The sequence below is a fragment of the Roseibium sp. genome (assembly GCF_965216085.1).
Classification (GTDB): Bacteria; Pseudomonadota; Alphaproteobacteria; order Rhizobiales; family Stappiaceae; genus Roseibium.
Genome location: NZ_OZ244138.1, coordinates 1,979,760 through 1,999,204 on the forward strand (window position 1 = coordinate 1,979,760; position 19,445 = coordinate 1,999,204).

Genomic DNA, 19,445 nt, shown 5'->3' on the forward strand with positions numbered 1-19,445 from the left:
AGTGTGATTAACCGCCGTTTTGGTCGGTCGCGGCTTTGGCCGCATCCGTGCCGGACGGTTCCGTCAAACCATTGGCGATCTTGTCTAGAATCTTCGGAAGTTCTTTATCTTCCGGGCCTAAGTCGCGGGCGTGATTCCATTGGAACCGCGCTTCATTTTTACGGCCAACCATCCAGTACGCGTCGCCAAGGTGGTCGTTGATCACTGGGTCTGCGGGGCGCAGTTCAATGGCGCGTTCCAGTTCAACAACCGCCTCTTCATACCGTCCGAGCCGGTAATAGACCCAACCGAGACTGTCGACGATATAGCCGTCTGTTGGGCGTAATTCGACAGCGGTTTTGATCATGTTCAGCGCTTCGTCGAGTTTGAGCCCCTGATCTACCAGAGAATAGCCGAGGTAATTGAGCACCAGTGGCTGATCTTTTTCCAACTCCAGCGCTTTGCGGAAATCGGCCTCTGCCAGGTCCCATTTGTTCAGCCGCTCGCGGCTGATGCCGCGGAAATAGAGCAGCAGCCAGTGCTGTTGCTCCAGCTTATCGATCGTATCCAGTGAACTGGTGTAGATCTCTTCAGCGTCATCGTAGATCTCGTGGGCCCGCAAAATATTGCCGAGCGCGATCCCAGCTTCCAGGTCGGAAGGGTCGTCCTTGATGAGGGCGGAAAGGTGAGAACGCGCTTCATCCAGCTTGTCCAAGGCGTTGAAATTCAGTCCAACTTGAATTTCTGCTTCCCGTTTTAAGACACCGTCATCCGGTACCATCATCAAAGCTGAGATCGCGCGCTCGGGCTGTTCCATGCGTTCAAACACATTGCCGAGCGCGACGGCTGCAAATTCTGCCGTCGGGTCGAGGTATAGCGCGAGCTGCAGATAGGAGGTCGACAGTTCTTCACCGCCATCCCGGCCGATTACGGCCCCTAATCCGTAGAGAATTTCAGCCATGCCAACTGCCGGATCGCTGACCATCGGCGGAATGACTGCACCGCTTTCAATCACTTCGCGGGTCCGGTCCAGCTGTGGATGGCCGCGGAATTGATGATCAAATTGATCGATGGCTTTGATGGCATCTTTTTGGCGTCCATTTGCAGCCAGAAGCCGGGCATGGGCATCAACCACGCGGATCGCGCCTTGATCCATCTTGTAAGCTTCTTCGATTGCGGCGAGCGCTTCTTTGTTTTGACCGGCGGCAAACAGCAAATGTGCTTTATGGGTTTCTTTGAAAACGTCGAACCATTCCGGGCCTTTCAAGCCGTCGATGGCGGCCTTGGCTTCATCGATTTTGCCAGCCCCGTAAAAGGCCCAAGCGCGGGCAATTCCGACCGACAATTGTGCGAGCGGACCGTTTCTTGCCTCAGCCAGCAATGCGGCAGCGGCATCATAATTGCCATCACGGACTTCCTTGGCGCCTAGAACCAGTTGTGCCAGGAAATTCCGTTGAACCGCCTGATCCAGGTCGCTGGCATAGCGGATCGCATCTTCTACATCGCCGTTGGCCAGTTTTAGAAGGAATGTCCGTTCCAGCAACATGGCGTTTGAGGGATCAGCTGTGAGCGTTTCTTCATAAAAAGCAGCAGCTTGTGCGAAGTCTTTTTGAAATCCGGCGAGGCGGCCGGCCAAATAGCTTCCAGAGAGTGTGAACGGCAGATCTGGCGGGGTTCCAAAGGTCGCGGCAGTGCTGTCTTGTGCATTTGTCTCTGCAGAAACGGCAGCTGGTAGGAGCAAGGCGGCGCCCGCAAGAGCCAGAAGTTTCAATTTGAACGGCTTGCGGCCTGTTTTGGAAACGGCGCCGGTCAACTGTGTCATTGGTCCTCGCAGATCTGTTTGCCACCTGAACGGTAAGCACGTCTATATGGTCTTTGACAATGGCGCCAATAAGGCTGTCCGGCAAGGTGAGGGGGGAAACTTTCTGAGGGTTTAAATCCTTTCGTATTTGCCAGCCGTCGGATTTTTTAGACTAAGGACGTAAAATGGCCTGTTTCCGGTAAAAAAGGCTTGAAGCATTTATGACACCGTAGCAGGTATGTGCGGTGCAATATCAGGCGGGGGCCGATAGGCTCCCGGCACCATGTCGGAGGAATGAGAATATGGCCAAGTGGGTCTACGGGTTTGGCAACGGTTCTGCAGAAGGCGCAGCGGACATGCGAAATCTGCTCGGCGGAAAAGGCGCGAACCTTGCTGAAATGAGCAGCCTCGGCCTGCCGGTTCCTCCCGGCTTTACCATCACCACTGAAGTGTGCACCTGGTATTATGCTCACGAGAAATCCTATCCATCAGAATTGACCGCAGAAGTGGCAGCCGCCATGGATAAGGTCGGGGAGGCGACCGGCCGCAAATTCGGCGACCCGGAGCACCCGCTTCTTGTGTCTGTGCGCTCTGGCGCCCGCGCGTCGATGCCCGGCATGATGGATACCGTCCTTAATCTCGGTTTGAGCGACTCGACGGTTGAGGCGATTGCCCGCGAATCCGGCGATGCCCGCTTTGCCTACGACAGTTACCGCCGGTTCATTCAGATGTATTCCGATGTTGTCCTTGGCGTGGACAACCACGAGTTCGAGGACATTCTGGAAGAATACAAAGAGCGTAATGACCTGACGCTTGATACAGAAATTACCGCCGAAGCGTGGCGGGGAATTATCGAGAAATTCAAGGCGCTGGTGGAAGAAGAGCTCGGCAAGCCTTTCCCGCAAGATCCGCAGGAGCAATTGTGGGGCGCGATTGGTGCCGTGTTCAGTTCCTGGATGACGCCGCGCGCGGTCACCTACCGGCGCCTGCATGACTTGCCAGCTTCCTGGGGAACCGCTGTCAACGTTCAGGCCATGGTCTTCGGCAATATGGGCGAGAATTCCGCAACCGGTGTTGCATTTACCCGCAATCCATCAACCGGCGAAAACAGCCTTTATGGCGAGTTCCTGGTCAATGCGCAGGGTGAAGATGTTGTGGCGGGTATCCGTACACCGCAGGACATTACGGAAAAGGCCCGGATTGAGGCTGGATCCAGCAATCCATCCTTGGAAGCCTTGATGCCGGAAGCCTTCGCCGAGTTCCAGTCCTACTGCACGAAGCTTGAGCGCCACTACAAGGATATGCAGGATCTGGAGTTCACCATTGAGCAGGGTAAGCTCTGGATGCTTCAGACCCGAGCCGGAAAGCGCACCGCGAAAGCTGCTTTGAAAATTGCGGTCGATATGGTCGCTGAAGGCATGCTTGGGGAAGAAGAAGCGGTTCTGCGTGTCGAGCCTGCGGCACTCGATCAGCTGTTACATCCGACCATCGATCCGAAAGCCGAGCGCGATATCTTGTCAACGGGATTGCCCGCGTCACCCGGGGCAGCCTCAGGGGCGATCGTCTTCACATCGGATGCAGCTGAAGAAGCCAAAGGTGAAAACCGGAAGGTCATTCTAGTCCGGGTCGAAACCAGTCCGGAAGACATTCACGGTATGCATGCTGCGGAAGGGATTCTAACCAGCCGTGGCGGCATGACCAGTCATGCGGCCGTGGTTGCCCGCGGAATGGGCAAGCCCTGTGTTGCCGGTGCTGGCGGTTTGCGGATCGATTACCGCAACAAGATCATCAATGTCGGTGGACGCCAGCTCAAAGAAGGCGACATCATTACGATTGACGGCGCCACTGGGCAAATCCTATCCGGTGAAGTAGCTATGCTGCAGCCGACATTGTCCGGTGATTTCGGGGTGTTGATGGGCTGGGCCGATCGGGGGCGGCGGATGACCGTACGCACCAACGCGGAGACACCGCAGGACGCAAAAGTCGCCCGGGAGTTTGGTGCAGAGGGCATCGGACTGTGCCGGACAGAGCATATGTTCTTTGAAGGAGAGCGGATCCTGGCTGTCCGCGAAATGATCCTTGCAGACACCGAAGACGGCCGACGGTCGGCGCTTGCGAAGCTCCTGCCGATGCAAAGGCAAGATTTCACCGAGATTTTCGAAATCATGCATGGCCTGCCGGTTACCATTCGCTTGCTGGATCCGCCGCTCCACGAATTCCTGCCGAAAACCGATGAAGAGCTGAAGGACGTCGCCGAAGCAATGGGTGCCGATCCTGAGCGCCTGCGCGACCGGGCACTGTCGCTGGAAGAGTTCAACCCGATGCTCGGCCACCGGGGCTGCCGCTTGCTGGTGTCCTATCCGGAAATCGCCGAAATGCAGGCGCGGGCGATTTTTGAAGCGGCGGTTGCTGCTGCGAAGGCCACAGGCGCACCGGTCGTTCCGGAAGTCATGGTTCCGCTGGTTGGCCTCAAGGGCGAACTGGATCTGGTGCGTGCCCGCATTGAAGCCATGGCCAAGGCCGTGATGGAAGAAACCGGGTCGGAGCTGACTTATCAGGTTGGTACCATGGTGGAGCTGCCGCGGGCCGCCTTGAAAGCCGCGGAAATTGCTGAAACGGCAGAATTCTTCTCCTTTGGCACCAATGACCTTACGCAGACGACCTTCGGTATTTCTCGGGACGATGCGGCATCTTTCTTGGGTACTTATCAAACCAAAGGCATTTTGGAACAGGATCCATTTGTCTCCCTCGATCCTGATGGTGTCGGGGAATTGATCAAGATCGGCGTGGAGCGGGGTCGCTCGACACGCCCTGACATTAAACTGGGCATCTGCGGTGAACACGGCGGTGACCCGGCCTCAATCACCTTCTGTGAAGGCGTTGGACTCGATTACGTGTCGTGTTCTCCTTACCGTGTGCCGATTGCCCGATTGGCAGCTGCCCAGGCCGCCTTGCGCAAGCGCACGGCAGGTTAAATGCCGCAACTGGTTGAAGTGAGGGGAGCGGATCAGGCTGTTGGGTGACGCATTTCCCGATATTGCTGAACTGAAATCCGGGGGGAAACGCGTGCTCTCACGCGTTCTCACCCGGATCGAAACGCATGCCAATGATGCAGAAACGGCTGCGTTTCTTGATCAGGTTGCAGTTGAAGCAGGCGGGCATGTGCTTGGTTTGACCGGGCCTCCAGGTGTCGGCAAATCCACTCTCACAGATGCATTAATCCGAGCGTTTCGGGCCGACGGGGACAGCGTTGCGGTTCTAGCCGTCGATCCGTCATCCTCGATCACCGGTGGAGCCTTGCTGGGGGACCGGACACGTTTAAAAACCGATCCGACTGATGATCAGGTTTTTGTCCGCTCTATGGCAGCGCGGGATCGGCTGGGGGGATTGTCGGATCATGCGGTTGCAGCAATTGTTGTCCTTCGCGCTGCCTTTGATCATGTCATCGTGGAAACTGTTGGCATCGGGCAGTCCGAGGGTGACCTCAAACAAGCAGCGGACACGGTTCTTTTGTGTATCCAACCTGGATCTGGCGACAGTCTGCAATTCATGAAAGCCGGTATCATGGAATTGCCTGACATTGTTGCAGTCACAAAAGCGGATATGGGGGCGCCGGCCCGGCGCGCCGCAGCAGATGTCAAAGGGGCGTTGACCCTCTCGCCTTCCACAGCGGCTGGTTGGACAGTCCCGGTCGGTCTGGTGTCGTCCCAGACCGGTGATGGTCTGGAAGATCTGATCGCTGATGTCTACAAACACCGGGCGCATCTGTCGCAACACGACCGGTTGGGCCGGCTGCGCTCAGAACAGCATTGTGCTTGGTTTCGTGACCGGGTGCTATCGGAGTATGGCCAAGCCGGCCTGCGTATGTGCGCGAAGATGTGTGATACGCGAGAGGCGGCCGCGCGGACGGCGCCATTCTCAAGCTTCGCCAGATTTGCCGAGCAAATGGACGATCTTCTGAACCCTAGGCTTCCGCGGCTCTGAGCGTGTAGCTCAGGCCCGGACCAACGTTGCCAGCATTTTCCGCTTTGAAATCGTCGAGGAACCGCGCCAGTTCTTTTTCGCCGAGCGGTTTAGAGATGAAGTAGCCTTGCATTCTGTGACATCCATGGGCCTGCAAGAAGCGGATTTGTTCGATCGTCTCGATGCCCTCGGCAACAATGGTCATTCCCAATGCCTTGCCCAACTGGATGATCGAGACAACAATTGCTTCGGCTTCCGGATTGCCGTTCATGTCGGATAGAAAATCCCGATCGACCTTAAGCGTGTCAAACGGGAAGCGGCGCAGATAACTCAAACTCGAATAACCAGAGCCGAAATCGTCCAGGGCAACCTTGATACCAAGGTTCTTTAAGCGCCGTAAGGCTTTTAAGACTGTATCGTTGCGCCCGGCAAAGACGCTCTCGGTCACTTCAATTTCAAGCCGTTGCGGCGGCAAATTGTTGGCCGCAAGGATTGCCATTATCTTTTCCACGAACCGCGGGTGCTTGAACTGGTTCGGGGACACATTCACCGACATGATGATATCTGGCCAGTCATGGGCTTTGGCGCAGGCCTTGTTTAAAACCCAAAGGCCGATGTCGTTGATCAAGCCGGTTTCTTCTGCAACCGGAATGAATTGGGCCGGGGATACAACCGTTCCGTCTTCCTTGGTCCAGCGGGCAAGGGCTTCAACGGACACAATGCGTTGGGCCGCGGTATCGGACTGTGGCTGATAAGCAAGGCTTAATTCATCGTTTTTAAGCGCCAGGCGAAGCTCCCGCGACAGCTTGTCCTTCGACTGCACCTGGTCTTCCATATTGGGTTCGAAGAACGAACGGCGATTGCGACCGTTGGCCTTGGCATCATAAAGCGCAATATCAGCTTTGCGCAGCAAGTCGTCTGGATCGAGACCATCGCGCGGGGCGATGGCAGCGCCGATCGACAGAGTGGCATGAAGTTCGCGCGCGCCTATCTTGATCGGCTGGGCGATCTCGTCCTGGATCTGATCAAGGATGTAGTCGAGCCACTCGTCGCTCTTGCAGTTCGGTACCACCATGGCGAACTCATCGCCGCTGATCCGGGCGACGATGCCGTTGTCCATCAGAACGTGCTTTAACCGCTTGGCAATCGCAATGATAACCTGGTCGCCCGCGGAATGGCCGAGCGTGTCATTGATGTCTTTAAAATGATCAAGATCGATGTAGACGATAGCGGTGTTTGAGCCATCTTCTTTGCTTTTTTCAAGTTCATCGCTCAACAACCGATGAAAATGCGTTCTATTCGGAAGCTCTGATAGAGCGTCGTGCCGCGAAGTGTGAACAGCTCGCGATTCGCTGATCGCCAGCCGCTTGGTCATATGCCGCGTGGCAATTGCGACCACAATGACCACAGCTGCGATCATGAACGCCGCAACACTCAGGAACGGATTGATCCGCTTCAGCATCTGTGTGCCAGGACGGCCGACCGGCCAGGCAATGACGCCGACAGCCTTGCCGGTGGGGGCTCTCAAAAGGTACTGGCCGATGCCTTCCCGGCTGTTTTGATTGTTCGCGAGCACAAAGCCGTCCAGCCGGGTCATATGTGTAATTTCAGCCATCTTCTCACCACGCAGGGGAGTGAGGCTTATTAGAACTGCGGGTGGAACACGCAGAGCTATGACGGACTGGAGTTGGCGCGCGATTGCAGCTGCCGAGAACAGGTGCGGTTCGCCGTTCAGGGTTAAAATACCTGTCTCATAGATTGAGTATCGCTTATCCCGTTGGCTGGGTTCGAAGCTATAGAGACCGGAAGGCGTTTTTTTAAAGGATGTAATGTAGCGCGCTCGCGCTTTCGCGATCGCAGGCGTCAATTGAGCCAGAATGTCTGGGGTCAACCAACTGTTGTTTTGATCATGAGAGTAAACAGAGCGGATTTCATGATCAGTGCCGACAATCGCAGATTTGGTGAACCCGTGATTGGCATATAGCCAATGGGTAATGTTGTCGAACACCCATTCCTTATCCAAGTGTCTGGCATTTGCGATATAGAAAGCTGCATCCCATGTCACGACACCCGACTGCTGTTTGGCAATGTCGTCGGCAACCAGCTGCAGAGCGCCCGAAATCAACTGCAATTGCGATTGTTTGGCGCTGCCATCTGAAATGCGGGCAGACCAGTGCATTAGAACAAAGATGCTTACGACAGATAAGAAAACCAGCGTCACCAGAGGAATTATGATGACATTGGCGATCCGTCCGCCAGATTTATTCGGCTTAGTCTGCATAAAGTGGCCCTGTTTACCAGGCGCATTATTGATGCAGACAGTTAAGGATTGACCGACAATATTGGTAAAAAAACCATTTAGGCTAAATTTTGTTAGAACTGAATTCAATTGAAGGAGAAGGTATTGGAGCTTCTCGTTGTCCGTCCGCACGGCCTAGATCAGCTGTAATCCCTTAAAACTGACGTGGGACCTAAGACCAACAATAATATGGTCGTGAATTTCAATGCCGAGAGGCTTGGCGATGTCGACCAGCTGCCGGGTCATTTGAATATCTGCGCGCGACGGAGTTGGATCGCCTGAGGGATGATTGTGCACCAATATTACCGCTGTGGAGCCGTGATCCAGTGCTCTGCGTACGACTTCGCGGGGATAGACGGGTGTGTGGTCGACGGTGCCTGTCTGTTGAACCTCATCGGCGATCAGTCCGTTTTTCTTGTCGAGATAAAGGACGCGGAATTGTTCAATATCAGACCGTTCCATGGTGGCCTGAAGATAATCCATAACCTTGGACCAGGAATCGAGCAGCTTTCGTTCATCTACGGTTCCCAAGTGGAAGCGCCCAATCGCTGCATGCACAGCATGTAGCGTGTCAATGCTCACGTCCGAAATGCCTTTGATCTCCTTGAGCCGCACACGGGAGGCTGACAGCACCGCTGGGAAAGATCCAAAGCGTTTCAATAGTGCCTTGGCAATGGCTTTCGTGTCCTGACGGGGCAGGGCGGAGAATAAAAGAAATTCCAGAAGCTCATAGTCGGCGAGGCTTTGCGCGCCGTTTTTACGGAACCGTTCCCGCAATCTTTGGCGGTGACCTTTGGTGTCGGTATCTCCAGCTGGTTTGTCGGAGAAACCGGCGTCCGGTTCTTTCATGAGCCTCCTAGTTGTTTCGCAGTCCTGGTTTGTGGATCCCTTTGGGAGACGTGGTGAAACTCTGGCAGCCGTCCGGTGTGATGCCAATGGAATGTTCGAATTGGGCTGAAAGCGACCGGTCTCGGGTGACCGCGGTCCAGCCGTCGCTCAGAACTTTGACATGCGGGCGGCCCAGGTTGACCATCGGTTCGATGGTGAAAATCATTCCTGGTTTCAATTCAACGCCTTCCCCAGGCCTGCCATAATGCAGGATATTGGGTGTGTCATGAAACAGCCGGCCTAAACCATGGCCGCAGAAATCACGGACGACCGAGCAGCGCTGGGCTTCGACATAAGTTTGGATTGCCGCGCCGATGTCACCGGTGGTGTTGCCGGGTTTGGCCGCTTCAATACCGCGCATGAGCGATTCATACGTCACATCAATCAAGCGTTCTGCGGCGCGTTTGAGTTTTCCGACCGGATACATCCGGCTGGAATCGCCATGCCAGCCGTCCAGAATAAATGTCACATCGATGTTGACGATGTCGCCTTCGCGCAGGGCCTTGGAATTTGGAATGCCGTGGCACACAACATGATTGATCGACGTACAGGAAGATTTTGTATACCCGCGATAATTCAACGTTGCCGGAATCGCGTTGTGATCCATGCCGTATTGATAGACGAAGTCGTCGATTTCCTGGGTGGTTGTGCCCGGTTTGACCATGTCCGCCAATTCGTCGAGGCAAGCCGCCGTCAATTGGCCGGCCTTCATCATGCCGTCAAAATCTTCTGGTCCGTAAAGGCGCACCTGACCCGTGTTTTTCATCGGGGCATCGGCAGCATCGATGTAAGTGACCATAGATTTGCTATCTCGCTGTTGGGCTCGTTTGCAACGCCGGTGGCGCCGGCACCTTGAACCATAATGACCTGACCGATCACATACAGTCCAGATGTGTTAATTTCCAGTCCTTGTTAAATTTCAGCGGTTATGGGAGAGGCGTAGAGAAACAGATCTTGAAAACTGGTTGTACCGCTTGCCTAATTGCTTCAAAGCCTCTAGGGGATTGGCAATAGATATTGCGGGCGTGGTGGAACTGGTAGACACAAGGGACTTAAAATCCCTCGGCCCTAGGCTGTACGGGTTCGAGTCCCGTCGCCCGCACCAATTACCTGACTATTTGTCTCTGCTATCGTTTTCCCAATTTGCTCTGAGTGTTTCGCAAGCGGCTGGGACACCGAAATCTGCGATACATTTCGATCTTACCCATAAGCTGATTCAAGGCCGCAATTGGGCCAAGTGTAGCCTGCAAAAAATATCATCTTAGGTTGACATGACGCTGTCGACAGATGAGAAATAGCTTGTCTGAATTGAATAATTTGTAAGGTGCTGAAAATTGTTCGCACTTCGTCGGTGTTTCTATCGCCGATGTTTTAATACGTTGACCAGCTGTAGTTTTGCTGCGGCTCGACCGGAAATCGAAGCAAATGATAACTGTGAAAACGGCCCTGACAGGCGCCATATTGTCAATGGCATTGTCGAGTGCAACGCAAGCTGAAACCGTAAATGTCGCGTTTCAGGGGTCACTCAACTCGTTGGATCCTTACAGCCTCAACGAGACCTTCACTCTGGGTATGCTGGGGAACGTCTATGAAGGGCTCATCCGGCGGGATGAAACCTTGAAAATCGAGCCCGCGCTTGCTGAAAGTTGGGAGGTAATCTCTCCAAAACATTGGCGCTTTCATCTGCGGAAAAATGTGAAATTCCACAACGGAAACGATTTCACCGCTGAAGACGTCGTGTACTCCATGGACCGGGCAAGATCGGAGGGGTCAAATCTGGGGTATCGTATCCCCGAGGGAGCCGAAGTTGTTGCTGTTGACGACTATACAGTCGATTTCCTTTTGAAAGCACCCAGCCCGATCATGCACTCCGGTTGGGAAACACTCTACATAATGGATAAGGAGTGGACGGTCGAAAATGAGGCTGAAACCGTCGCGTCCGCTTCAGATAACACCGTCAACTACGCAACGCTGAATGCCAACGGAACTGGGCCGTTTCGAGTAGTTCTCCATGAACCTGACATTAGAACCTCCTTTGAGAATTTTGAGAATTGGTGGGACACGGCAAAACACAATTTGACCGCGGTCGAGTTCAAACCGATCAAATCCGATGCAACCCGCGTGGCTGCGTTGCTGACAGGTGAAATGGACCTTGTTTTTCCTGTTCCCGTGCAGGATCTGAAACGGATCAGAGAAACAAGGACAACGAAGGCGCTCACCGGATCGGAGCTAAGAACGGTTTTCTTGGGGTTGGATCAGAAACGTGACGAACTCTTGTATTCCGATGTCAAAGGCAAGAACCCTTTTAAGGATGTTCGGGTCCGTAAAGCCTTCAATCATGCCGTCAATATCGAGGCGATCCGCTTGAAAATCATGCGGGAACTCTCATCACCAACAGCGCTGATGATTTCTCCGCTCTTGTTTTCCAAATCAGATCAATTTGAGCGGCACCCTTACGATATTGAAGCCGCTAAGAAACTTATGAGCGAAGCGGGCTATCCAGATGGTTTTTCAGTGGTGTTGGACTGTCCGAACGACCGCTATGTAAATGATGAGGCGATCTGTCAGGCGGTCGCCGCTATGCTGGCGCGCATTGGCGTCAAGGTTGATCTGAACGCAATGCCCAAAGCACTATACTTTGCCAAAATTCTGTCTTCAGGCGGATTTGACACATCCTTCTATATGCTTGGCTGGACCCCGAGCACGTTGGAAAGCTCAGTTGTTCTAAAAAACCTGATGAATTGCCGCGACGATGAAGGGCAGGGGGCTTCTTACAATATCGGTGGCTGGTGCGATCCGGAAATTGATGCGCTCACCTCGAAACTCACCCTTGAACCGGACCTCACAAAGCGGGACGAATTGATCGAAAAGGCATTCCGCATCGCGCACGACAAAGCCTATTATCTGCCGCTGCATCAACAAGCTTTGGCCTGGGGGACGGCAAACAATATCGTGGTATCACAACGGGCAGATAATCAATTGCTTTTCAGATTCATGACAAAGAACTGAACTGAAACGCGGACATCCGTTCCCACCCTTGGGTTTTGGGCGAGGTTGAAAGATGAATTGGACGTTCAAGCGATGTCCATCCACCGTTACGCTGTCGTGCTCTTGAGGTGTCCAGTTTCTGCTTTGCCGAAGCCCAAACTGGCGAGACAGATGCTTGGATACTAATGTGACTGAAAAGCCAGAAATTTGGAGAGGCTTTATGCGCGCTTTCTGATCGATTGAACGTGATCAGAGGCCATGGTGCGGCTGATGGCCAGGCAACGGTCCATAATTTCAGCTGCAGGCAAGGGAGGTGAACAGAAATAGCCCTGTAGACCATCGCAGCCCAGTTTGACGGTCAACGAGTATTCGCCTTCGGTTTCCGCGCCTTCAGCAACCACACGCAGACCCAAGCTTTTGCCAAGGCCAACAATGGCCTCGTAGAGCTGTTTCTTTTGCGGATATTTGTCTGCGTCAGTCAAGAACGTGCGGTCGATCTTAAGTTCCTGGAAAGGTAGTTGGTGGAGATAACTCAGCGAGGAATACCCTGCACCAAAATCATCCAGTGACAGCAACACACCGATCGATTGCAGCTCAAACAGGATGTCCAAAACCATCTGTTCGCTGGTGTCGACAAAGACATTTTCCGTCACTTCCAGACACAACTTTTCGGGCGGTAACTGATACTTCTCTAAAACGTCTTTGACATTGCTGGCAAAAGTCGATTGCCGGAATTCGATCGGCGAAACATTCACCGAAATCTGGCCATAGTCGAATCCCTTCGCCAGCCACTCGGCAGCCTGCCGGCACGCTTCTTCGAGAACATAGTGGCCCAAATCAATTATCAGGCCGGTCTTTTCGGCCAAAGGAATGAACTCACTCGGCGGCACGGAGTTCTGGGAGCCGTTCGGCCAGCGGATCAAGGCTTCCAGGCCAATAAGGGTGCCGTCGGACGGACAAACTTGAGGCTGGTAAAAAAGGTGCATTTGCCGGGTGGCCAGCGCGGCCCGCAGCCGTGTTTCCAGCAACATTTCGCTCTGGATCCGTTCGTTCAGCGGCGCAGAAAAGAACATGTGCCGTTTATTTGAACTTTCCTTTGCAACCCTTAGAGCGAGTCCCGCGACCCGGTGTGCAGTTTCTACGTCGCCTGCATCTTGCGGCACCAAAGCAATGCCCAGGCGTGGATCTACCTGGATTTCACCCTCATCGAGCCGGAAGGGGACCGATAAGGCTTCAATGATCCGGGCTGCATATTTTTCTGCAATAGGCCCGCCTCCTTGAACTGGCACCAAAATGCAGAAATCATCTGCGGATATGCGGGAGATCCTGGCAGTATGCCCGAGGAGACAACTCAAGCGGGCGTAAGTTTGCATCAACACCCGGTTGCCAACATGCTGGCCAAAGGCATCGTTTATCTTAGAAAATCCAATGAAATCGAGATGGAACAGTGCCGACATCTTATTGTCAGCGGTCGCCGATTCCAGAGCGGCTTTCAGATCCGCAAAATAGCGTGTTCTGTTTCCTGCGGTTGTGACAGGGTCGACATAAGCAAGCTTCTGGAGTTTCTCCTGGAGGTCGGTTACCCGGGCCAGGCCATGGGCCAAATCTCCAATTTCGTCGGGCCGTTCTGCATAAGGTACACTGCCTTGAGGCACGCCGGATGCCAGACGGTGCGCGGCGGAAGCCAGCCGGCGTAATGGGGTGAGCTGGTTCTGCAGCAAAAGGCCGCCAGCGAGAACGATTACGGCAAGGATCAAAACTGCTGCTGTAAATACGCGGGACTGCAAACGCTGTTCAGCCAATGTCAAATCATCTGCCCAACCCACATCCACCGCTGCTGCGCCGAGGATACCTCCGGATGCATTCAGGATCGGCATCAAATAGGCGAGCCGCAATCGACCCTGCACTGGGACATTCCCGCTGAAGGGCTGGCCTGATGCCAGATTCTCATACGCCGGATGTCCCGGCCGGATGGCAAAAGCTGGCGGCATGCTGCCATCGGGCTTCCGGAAGGTGGTTGCTATGCGATCAAATTCGCCGGTTTCTTCAGAAAAACTAAAAATATTGGCCGCGCCCTGATTGGTGTTGCCGATCGCCAAAACAAGTTCATCAAACCGTGGATTGGCGCGAATAACCGGGGGCGCGCTTTGGGCGGAGGAGTAGCGCAAGGCTAGCGGACGCTTATCCTTTCCGATGACCGGTTCAATCGCGGTATCTGTGCCATAACAGAGGATGGCCGCTGCGGCCCTGGCAGCGCGATCAATTCGAATATTTGCGCTTTCTTCGGCTGATCTGGCAATTTCGATATAACTAATACCCGATACGAGACCGATGCCGAATAGAACGGCCACCACCAGAATTAGGCTGATACGGACGACCAGCGAGTGGATTCCGAACCGGTAAATGGGAAAAGTCCTTATAAATCTCGCGTGGAGCGGGTTGACTCTAACGTGACACGCAAGGGTAAGGGCATTTCGCTACAAAAATCTGAATCAATTCCGCCAAATTGGAACAAACGCTGCAAAATATTGTAAAAAATGACGGTTTTTGTCATTCAGCGGCTTCGCGGATGGCGACAATGGGGGAAGTCGGGCGTAAAGCATTGGAAAATGTCTGGAAAAGCGCTAGGACGTTGACACGCGCGTTTCTGCGGAGCGCGTTCAACTGCAAGGGCTTTGGGATGCGTTCCGCTTGATTTCACTCAGACCAGTTTTGAATGTCCTCGGGTTTTTATATGTCGGTCTAGCGACCGCCATGCTGGTGCCTGCAATCATTGATGTGGCGCAGAAAAACGCCGATTGGCAGGCGTTTGTCTTTTCAGCCCTGCTGACCGGCATGTTCGGCATGCTGCTGTCACTGTCCATGGGCGGGGCTCTTAAAGAGGGCTTGGACACCCGGCAAACCTTCATTTTGACCACGCTGGCTTGGGCGACTCTGCCGGTGTTTGGCGCACTGCCGTTTTTATGGCTCGGCATCGGCTATGCGGATGCCGTTTTTGAGGCGGTGTCAGGTTTTACTACGACCGGTTCCACGGTATTGACCGGATTGGACGGTCTGCCGCCGGGTCTTTTGGTCTGGCGTTCGATTATGCAATGGATGGGCGGTGTCGGCATCATCGTTATGGCTATCGTTTTGCTGCCCTTTCTGCGGATCGGCGGAATGCAGCTGTTTCAAAGCGAAAGCTCGGACCGGTCGGAGAAAATCGTTAGCCGTTCGGTTGAACTAATCCGTTTGCTGGGCTTGGCTTATCTGTTTTTGACCGTTTTGTGCATTGCCGCCTATTTGGCAACCGGTATGGAGCTTTTTGATGCCTTCAACCACGCGCTGACGACGATAGCGACTGGCGGCTACTCCACGCATGATCTGTCGTTCGGTTACTTCCAGAACCCAGCTTCCTCCTGGGTGGCCATTACCTTTATGATAATCGGCGCCTTGCCGTTTGTTCTGATTATTCAAGCCTTGCGCGGACATCCGCTGCTCTTGTGGAAGGATCCACAGGTCCGGGCTCTTTTGGGTTTTCTGGCCATTGTTTCCTTGACCCTGACTGTTCATCTCGGCGTCAACATGGACTTCGATTTTGATGATGCTTTGGTCCGGGCGACATTCACGGTGGTTTCGATTGTCACCGGAACCGGTTATGCGTTGGGCGATTTCGGCCAATGGGGCGCGCCTGTCGTCGGGATTTGTCTGCTCTTGATGTTCGTTGGAGGCTGTACTGGCTCGACCACAGGCGGCATCAAAGTGTTCCGTTTCCTGGTTTTCTTCGGCACGGTGCGTGCGCATTTGCGCCGAATGGTGCGGCCGAACCGGATTATGTCGGAAGAATATGCCGGCACGCGCCTGACACCGGAATTGTCGTTTTCCGTCTTGGCCTTCCTCGTCGTCTACCTTGGATCGGTCGGGATCATCACGGTGGCGCTGTCGTTCTTCGACTTGGATCTGGTGACGGCCATTTCCGCGGCTGCCACTTCCGTTGGCAACGTCGGGCCTGGGCTCGGTCCTATGATCGGACCGGCCGGTCATTTTGCTCCGTTGCCCGACGGCGCCAAATGGTTGTTGTCCTTTGCCATGCTTGTCGGTCGCCTGGAACTGTTCACCGTTCTGGTGCTGCTCGATCCGGATTTCTGGTCGAAGTGACTGTCTCCCGTTTTCTCGGGACCTAATGAGGAACCTATCGATGAAGTTTCCCGCACCACTGGTCAGCGGACGGCTGGTCAAACGTTACAAGCGGTTCCTGGCGGATGTTGTGCTTGATGAGAGTGGGGAAGAAATAACGGTCCATTGCGCCAATCCTGGTTCGATGCTGGGTTTGAAAGAGCCGGGATCCCGGGTCTGGCTGTCGCAGTCGGACAACCCCAAGCGCAAGCTGAAATACTCTTGGGAAGTGATAGAAGCGGATGGGGCGCTGGTTGGCATTAATACCGCCCATCCGAACAAGCTGGTCGAAGAAGCGCTGGTCGATGGACGCATTCCAGAACTCGCCGAATTTGAAATCCTGAAGCGCGAAGTCAAATACGGCAAAAACTCCCGGATCGATATCCTTCTGGAGCAAGCTGATGGTTCAAAGACCTATGTTGAGGTCAAAAACGTACATCTAATGCGCGAGCCAGGGTTGGCGGAGTTTCCGGACAGCGTCACAGCCCGTGGGGCCAAGCATTTGGGTGAGCTGGCCGATATGGTTCGCGAAGGCCACCGCGCGGCGATGGTATTTCTGGTTCAGCGGCCCGATTGTGCCAAGCTTTCTTTGGCCGCCGATATAGATCCGAATTACGCAGCGGCCTTTAAAGAGGCAGCCGAGGCTGGTGTAGAAACCTATGCCATTGGCTGCGACGTCCGCCTGGACGGGATTGATGCGGGCAAGGCCGTCGCGCTTGCCATCAGCTGAGACGTTTCATGAACCATCCAGCACAATAACAAACGGCCGGAAGACTACCGGCCGTTTTTGGGTCAATTCTGCATTTCCAGTTTAACCGGCTGTGTCTTTTGACAGCGGCGGCTGGAACTGCCAGCCCATGTCCCACGGGAAATAGATCCAGGTGTCTTGGGACACTTCAGTGATGAATGTGTCGACCATCGGAACACCGACAGGCTTGGCATAAACGGTGGCAAAATGGGCCTTGGGCAACATTTCACGCACGACTTTCATGGTCTTCCCGGTGTCGACCAGGTCATCAATCACCAAAACGCCGCTGCCTTCACCATCTTCCAGGTCGATGACCTTGGGGTCGACCGGCTTGATGACATCCAAGCGTCCCTGACTGTCGTAGTCATGGTAGGAGGCGATACAAACGGTTTCGATTGTCCGGATCCCGAGTTCACGGGCGACAATCCCGGCGGGAACCAGGCCGCCGCGGGTGATGCAGACTATAGCCTTCCATTCACCTTCACTCGATAGGCGCCAGGCGAGGGCGCGGGAGTCCCGGTGAAACATGTCCCAGGACACTGGAAAGGCTTTGTTTTGAGCAGGATTTTCCATGTTTATTCCTTCAGATCATCCGGAGAGTTCATCAACGGCTCGCGCCACATCTTGTACAGCGGCTGCGAGAACGATCTCATCTCTGGAGCGGATTACAATTTGTGTGGTGAATTTTCCATCAATGGCTTTTGGATAGGAACCAATGAGGGTTTGAGGATGCGTGTCCTGGATTGTCGCCAGCTGTTCAGCGATCCGGCTTTCCGGCATTTGGGCATCAACGGTCTCTGACAGCATTTTTTTTCCGGTTTTCAGCGACGGCGCAATCGCATCCATCATGGCTTGCATGATCGCCGGTACTCCTGCCATCACATGGACATTGCCGATCCTGAAACCTGGAGCTTTTGAGACTTTGTTCTCAATCAGATCTGCGCCTTCCGGAATTCGGGCCATGCGCTGACGGGCTGCAGTGAACTGTCCAGGAGGATAGTGCTTTTCCATAATCGCGACGGCGCGCGGATCTAGGTTGAGAGGCACATCGAATGCTGCGGCGACGCTGTCGGCTGTTATGTCGTCATGGGTCGGGCCAATACCGCCAGAGGTGAATACATAGGTGTATTTGGCTCGCAGCGCATTTAAGGCATCAACAATCTCGGATTTGATATCCGGCACGATGCGCACTTCATTGAGGTCAATTCCAAGGGCTGTCAGGTAATCGGCAAGAAATCCAATGTTCTTGTCTTTGGTCCGTCCTGACAGGATTTCATCGCCGATGACAAGAAATGCAGCGGTTACAACGTCATCTGCCGTATCTGCAGTCATGTCAGCACTCCCTGAATCCAGAAGAATGGCTTTAGCGCAGCTTGCCGCCAGGCTCAACCTTTTGAGTCACCAATTCGCAAAGGCAGTCTAGGCTGGGGACCAACTGTAGATATAGTCAAAGCGCGCGGTCAGATTTTCCGGCTTAGACGATTTTAGAACCATATCGCGGGCCGCAGCGAAAACGCCGGACATATGAAAAATCTTTGCGTTTCGGAAACCGGTGTTTTGGATCCGCACAACTCGGGGCTTGCGGATGCGTTCATAGGCGCGCAGGGCGGCGGGAATGTTGTCCACGTCGGCCGGAAGGTGTGCGGCAAGAACCGCAGCATCTTCAATCGCCATGGCCGCGCCCTGGGCCATATACGGCAACATGGCGTGGGCTGCATCACCTAAAAGGGCAATGTTGCCATGGGTCCACGGGCCCGATGCATCAACTGCGCAAAGCGCCCATTTCAACCAAGAATCCGGAGTATGCAGGACATTTCGGCTTTCTGTTGGCCAGTCATGAAACCGGCGTAACAGCAACTCCACGCTCACGGGAGCGGACCAGGTTTCATCCTGCCAGTCTTCTGTGGCCAGAGCGACGATGTTTAGTTCCTTGCCGCTTTTGACCGGGTAATGGACCAGGTGGCTGTCCTTGTGCAGCCAAAGACCCGAATCCTGCTGCCAGCGCTTTGGGGCTTTTTCAATCGGAATTGTGGACCGGTAGGCGACGTGACCGCTGAATTGCGCGTTCTTGTGGTTCGGGATGAGCCGCCGGGTCTTTGACCAAACGCCATCGGCGCCTATGAGCGCTTTGCAGGTGAGTGTGCCGATCTGATCCAGAGACTGATACGTGCAGACAAGGTTTCCGGACTGGCCGGTTTTGGCGTTTGTCAGTTCAGTTCCGAGCTGGAGGGAAATCCCGGGTGTGTCTTTAACCTTCTTCAAAAGTGCTTGTTGAAGATCGGCCCTGTGAATGACCACGAAGGGCGCCCCATGTCGGCCGCGGACAAAATCCCCAAGCCGGACCTGGCCTATTTGTTTGCCCGATTTTCCGGACCAGATCCGCAGATTACCCGGCGCATAACCGAGCTCGACCACATCGTCCAACAAGCCGAGCTGATTGAGGACAGTGCAGGCGTTCGGAGACAGCTGCAAACCCGCGCCAACTTCGGCAAGTTCGCGCGCCTTGTCCATCAGAACAACGTCGTGCCCTGCCTGGCGCAGGGTCAAGGCTGCCGTCAGGCCGCCAATGCCTGCGCCGGCAATGACAATAGGAGAGGGGGCAGGTCCGCTGTCGTTCATGGAAA

13 protein-coding genes and 1 tRNA gene are annotated in these 19,445 nt (G+C 54.4%); 6 read left to right on the plus strand and 8 right to left on the minus strand.

Annotated features, from left to right (window positions below; genetic code table 11):
• Window positions 1-7 precede the first annotated feature (7 nt).
• Window positions 8-1,801, minus strand: coding sequence for a tetratricopeptide repeat protein (locus tag ACOOFE_RS09125; protein WP_420414669.1), 1,794 nt, complete (start codon window positions 1,799-1,801; stop codon window positions 8-10).
• Window positions 1,802-2,082: 281 nt separating this feature from the next.
• Between ACOOFE_RS09125 and ppdK the strand changes: the two genes are divergently transcribed.
• Together ppdK and ACOOFE_RS09135 are read left to right on the plus strand one after the other, a co-directional pair.
• The gene (ppdK, locus tag ACOOFE_RS09130) at window positions 2,083-4,755 is read left to right on the plus strand and encodes a pyruvate, phosphate dikinase (protein ID WP_420414670.1); all 2,673 of its coding nucleotides are present in this window, start codon (window positions 2,083-2,085) and stop codon (window positions 4,753-4,755) included.
• A gap of 40 nt (window positions 4,756-4,795) precedes the next feature.
• Window positions 4,796-5,764, plus strand: a complete 969-nt coding sequence (locus tag ACOOFE_RS09135; RefSeq protein WP_420414671.1) for an ArgK/MeaB family GTPase — start codon at window positions 4,796-4,798, stop codon at window positions 5,762-5,764.
• Here the strand turns inward: ACOOFE_RS09135 and ACOOFE_RS09140 are convergent.
• The 3 genes from ACOOFE_RS09140 to map form a co-directional block, all read right to left on the minus strand.
• Entirely contained in the window at window positions 5,745-8,024 is a 2,280-nt protein-coding gene (locus tag ACOOFE_RS09140; RefSeq protein WP_420414672.1) for a putative bifunctional diguanylate cyclase/phosphodiesterase, read from the minus strand. The genes ACOOFE_RS09135 and ACOOFE_RS09140 overlap by 20 nt on opposite strands.
• A gap of 153 nt (window positions 8,025-8,177) precedes the next feature.
• The gene (gene radC, locus ACOOFE_RS09145; protein ID WP_141186149.1) at window positions 8,178-8,891 is read right to left on the minus strand and encodes a RadC family protein; all 714 of its coding nucleotides are present in this window, start codon (window positions 8,889-8,891) and stop codon (window positions 8,178-8,180) included.
• A gap of 7 nt (window positions 8,892-8,898) precedes the next feature.
• On the minus strand, window positions 8,899-9,729 hold the full coding sequence (gene map, locus ACOOFE_RS09150) for a type I methionyl aminopeptidase (protein ID WP_420414673.1): 831 nt from the start codon (window positions 9,727-9,729) through the stop codon (window positions 8,899-8,901).
• Between the two features lie 220 nt (window positions 9,730-9,949).
• On the opposite strand from map, the gene ACOOFE_RS09155 reads away from it, so the two are divergent.
• Window positions 9,950-10,035: transfer RNA gene (locus ACOOFE_RS09155), tRNA-Leu, on the plus strand.
• A 320-nt stretch (window positions 10,036-10,355) separates the two neighbouring features.
• Window positions 10,356-11,939 (plus strand): ABC transporter substrate-binding protein, encoded by a 1,584-nt coding sequence (locus ACOOFE_RS09160; protein ID WP_420414674.1) that lies wholly within the window; start codon window positions 10,356-10,358, stop codon window positions 11,937-11,939.
• 197 nt (window positions 11,940-12,136) lie between these two features.
• On the opposite strand, the gene ACOOFE_RS09165 is transcribed toward ACOOFE_RS09160, so the two are convergent.
• Window positions 12,137-14,272: an EAL domain-containing protein gene (locus tag ACOOFE_RS09165; RefSeq protein WP_420414675.1), complete on the minus strand. Its 2,136-nt coding sequence runs from the start codon at window positions 14,270-14,272 to the stop codon at window positions 12,137-12,139.
• 358 nt (window positions 14,273-14,630) lie between these two features.
• Here ACOOFE_RS09165 and ACOOFE_RS09170 point away from each other — a divergent pair, with 358 nt between their 5' ends.
• Window positions 14,631-16,055, plus strand: coding sequence for a TrkH family potassium uptake protein (locus ACOOFE_RS09170; protein ID WP_141188745.1), 1,425 nt, complete (start codon window positions 14,631-14,633; stop codon window positions 16,053-16,055).
• A gap of 40 nt (window positions 16,056-16,095) precedes the next feature.
• Window positions 16,096-16,803 carry a DNA/RNA nuclease SfsA gene (gene sfsA / locus ACOOFE_RS09175; RefSeq protein ID WP_420414676.1) on the plus strand — a complete coding sequence of 236 codons (708 nt, stop codon included), beginning with the start codon at window positions 16,096-16,098 and terminating at the stop codon, window positions 16,801-16,803.
• Window positions 16,804-16,884: 81 nt separating this feature from the next.
• On the opposite strand, the gene gpt is transcribed toward sfsA, so the two are convergent.
• The 3 genes from gpt to ACOOFE_RS09190 all read right to left on the minus strand — a co-directional run bounded on the left by gpt (window position 16,885) and on the right by ACOOFE_RS09190 (window position 19,440).
• Window positions 16,885-17,394, minus strand: coding sequence for a xanthine phosphoribosyltransferase (gpt, locus tag ACOOFE_RS09180; RefSeq protein ID WP_141186153.1), 510 nt, complete (start codon window positions 17,392-17,394; stop codon window positions 16,885-16,887).
• A 15-nt stretch (window positions 17,395-17,409) separates the two neighbouring features.
• Entirely contained in the window at window positions 17,410-18,153 is a 744-nt protein-coding gene (locus tag ACOOFE_RS09185; protein WP_420414677.1) for a competence/damage-inducible protein A, read from the minus strand.
• 87 nt (window positions 18,154-18,240) lie between these two features.
• The gene (locus ACOOFE_RS09190) at window positions 18,241-19,440 is read right to left on the minus strand and encodes an FAD-dependent monooxygenase (RefSeq protein WP_420414678.1); all 1,200 of its coding nucleotides are present in this window, start codon (window positions 19,438-19,440) and stop codon (window positions 18,241-18,243) included.
• Window positions 19,441-19,445: the final 5 nt, after the last annotated feature.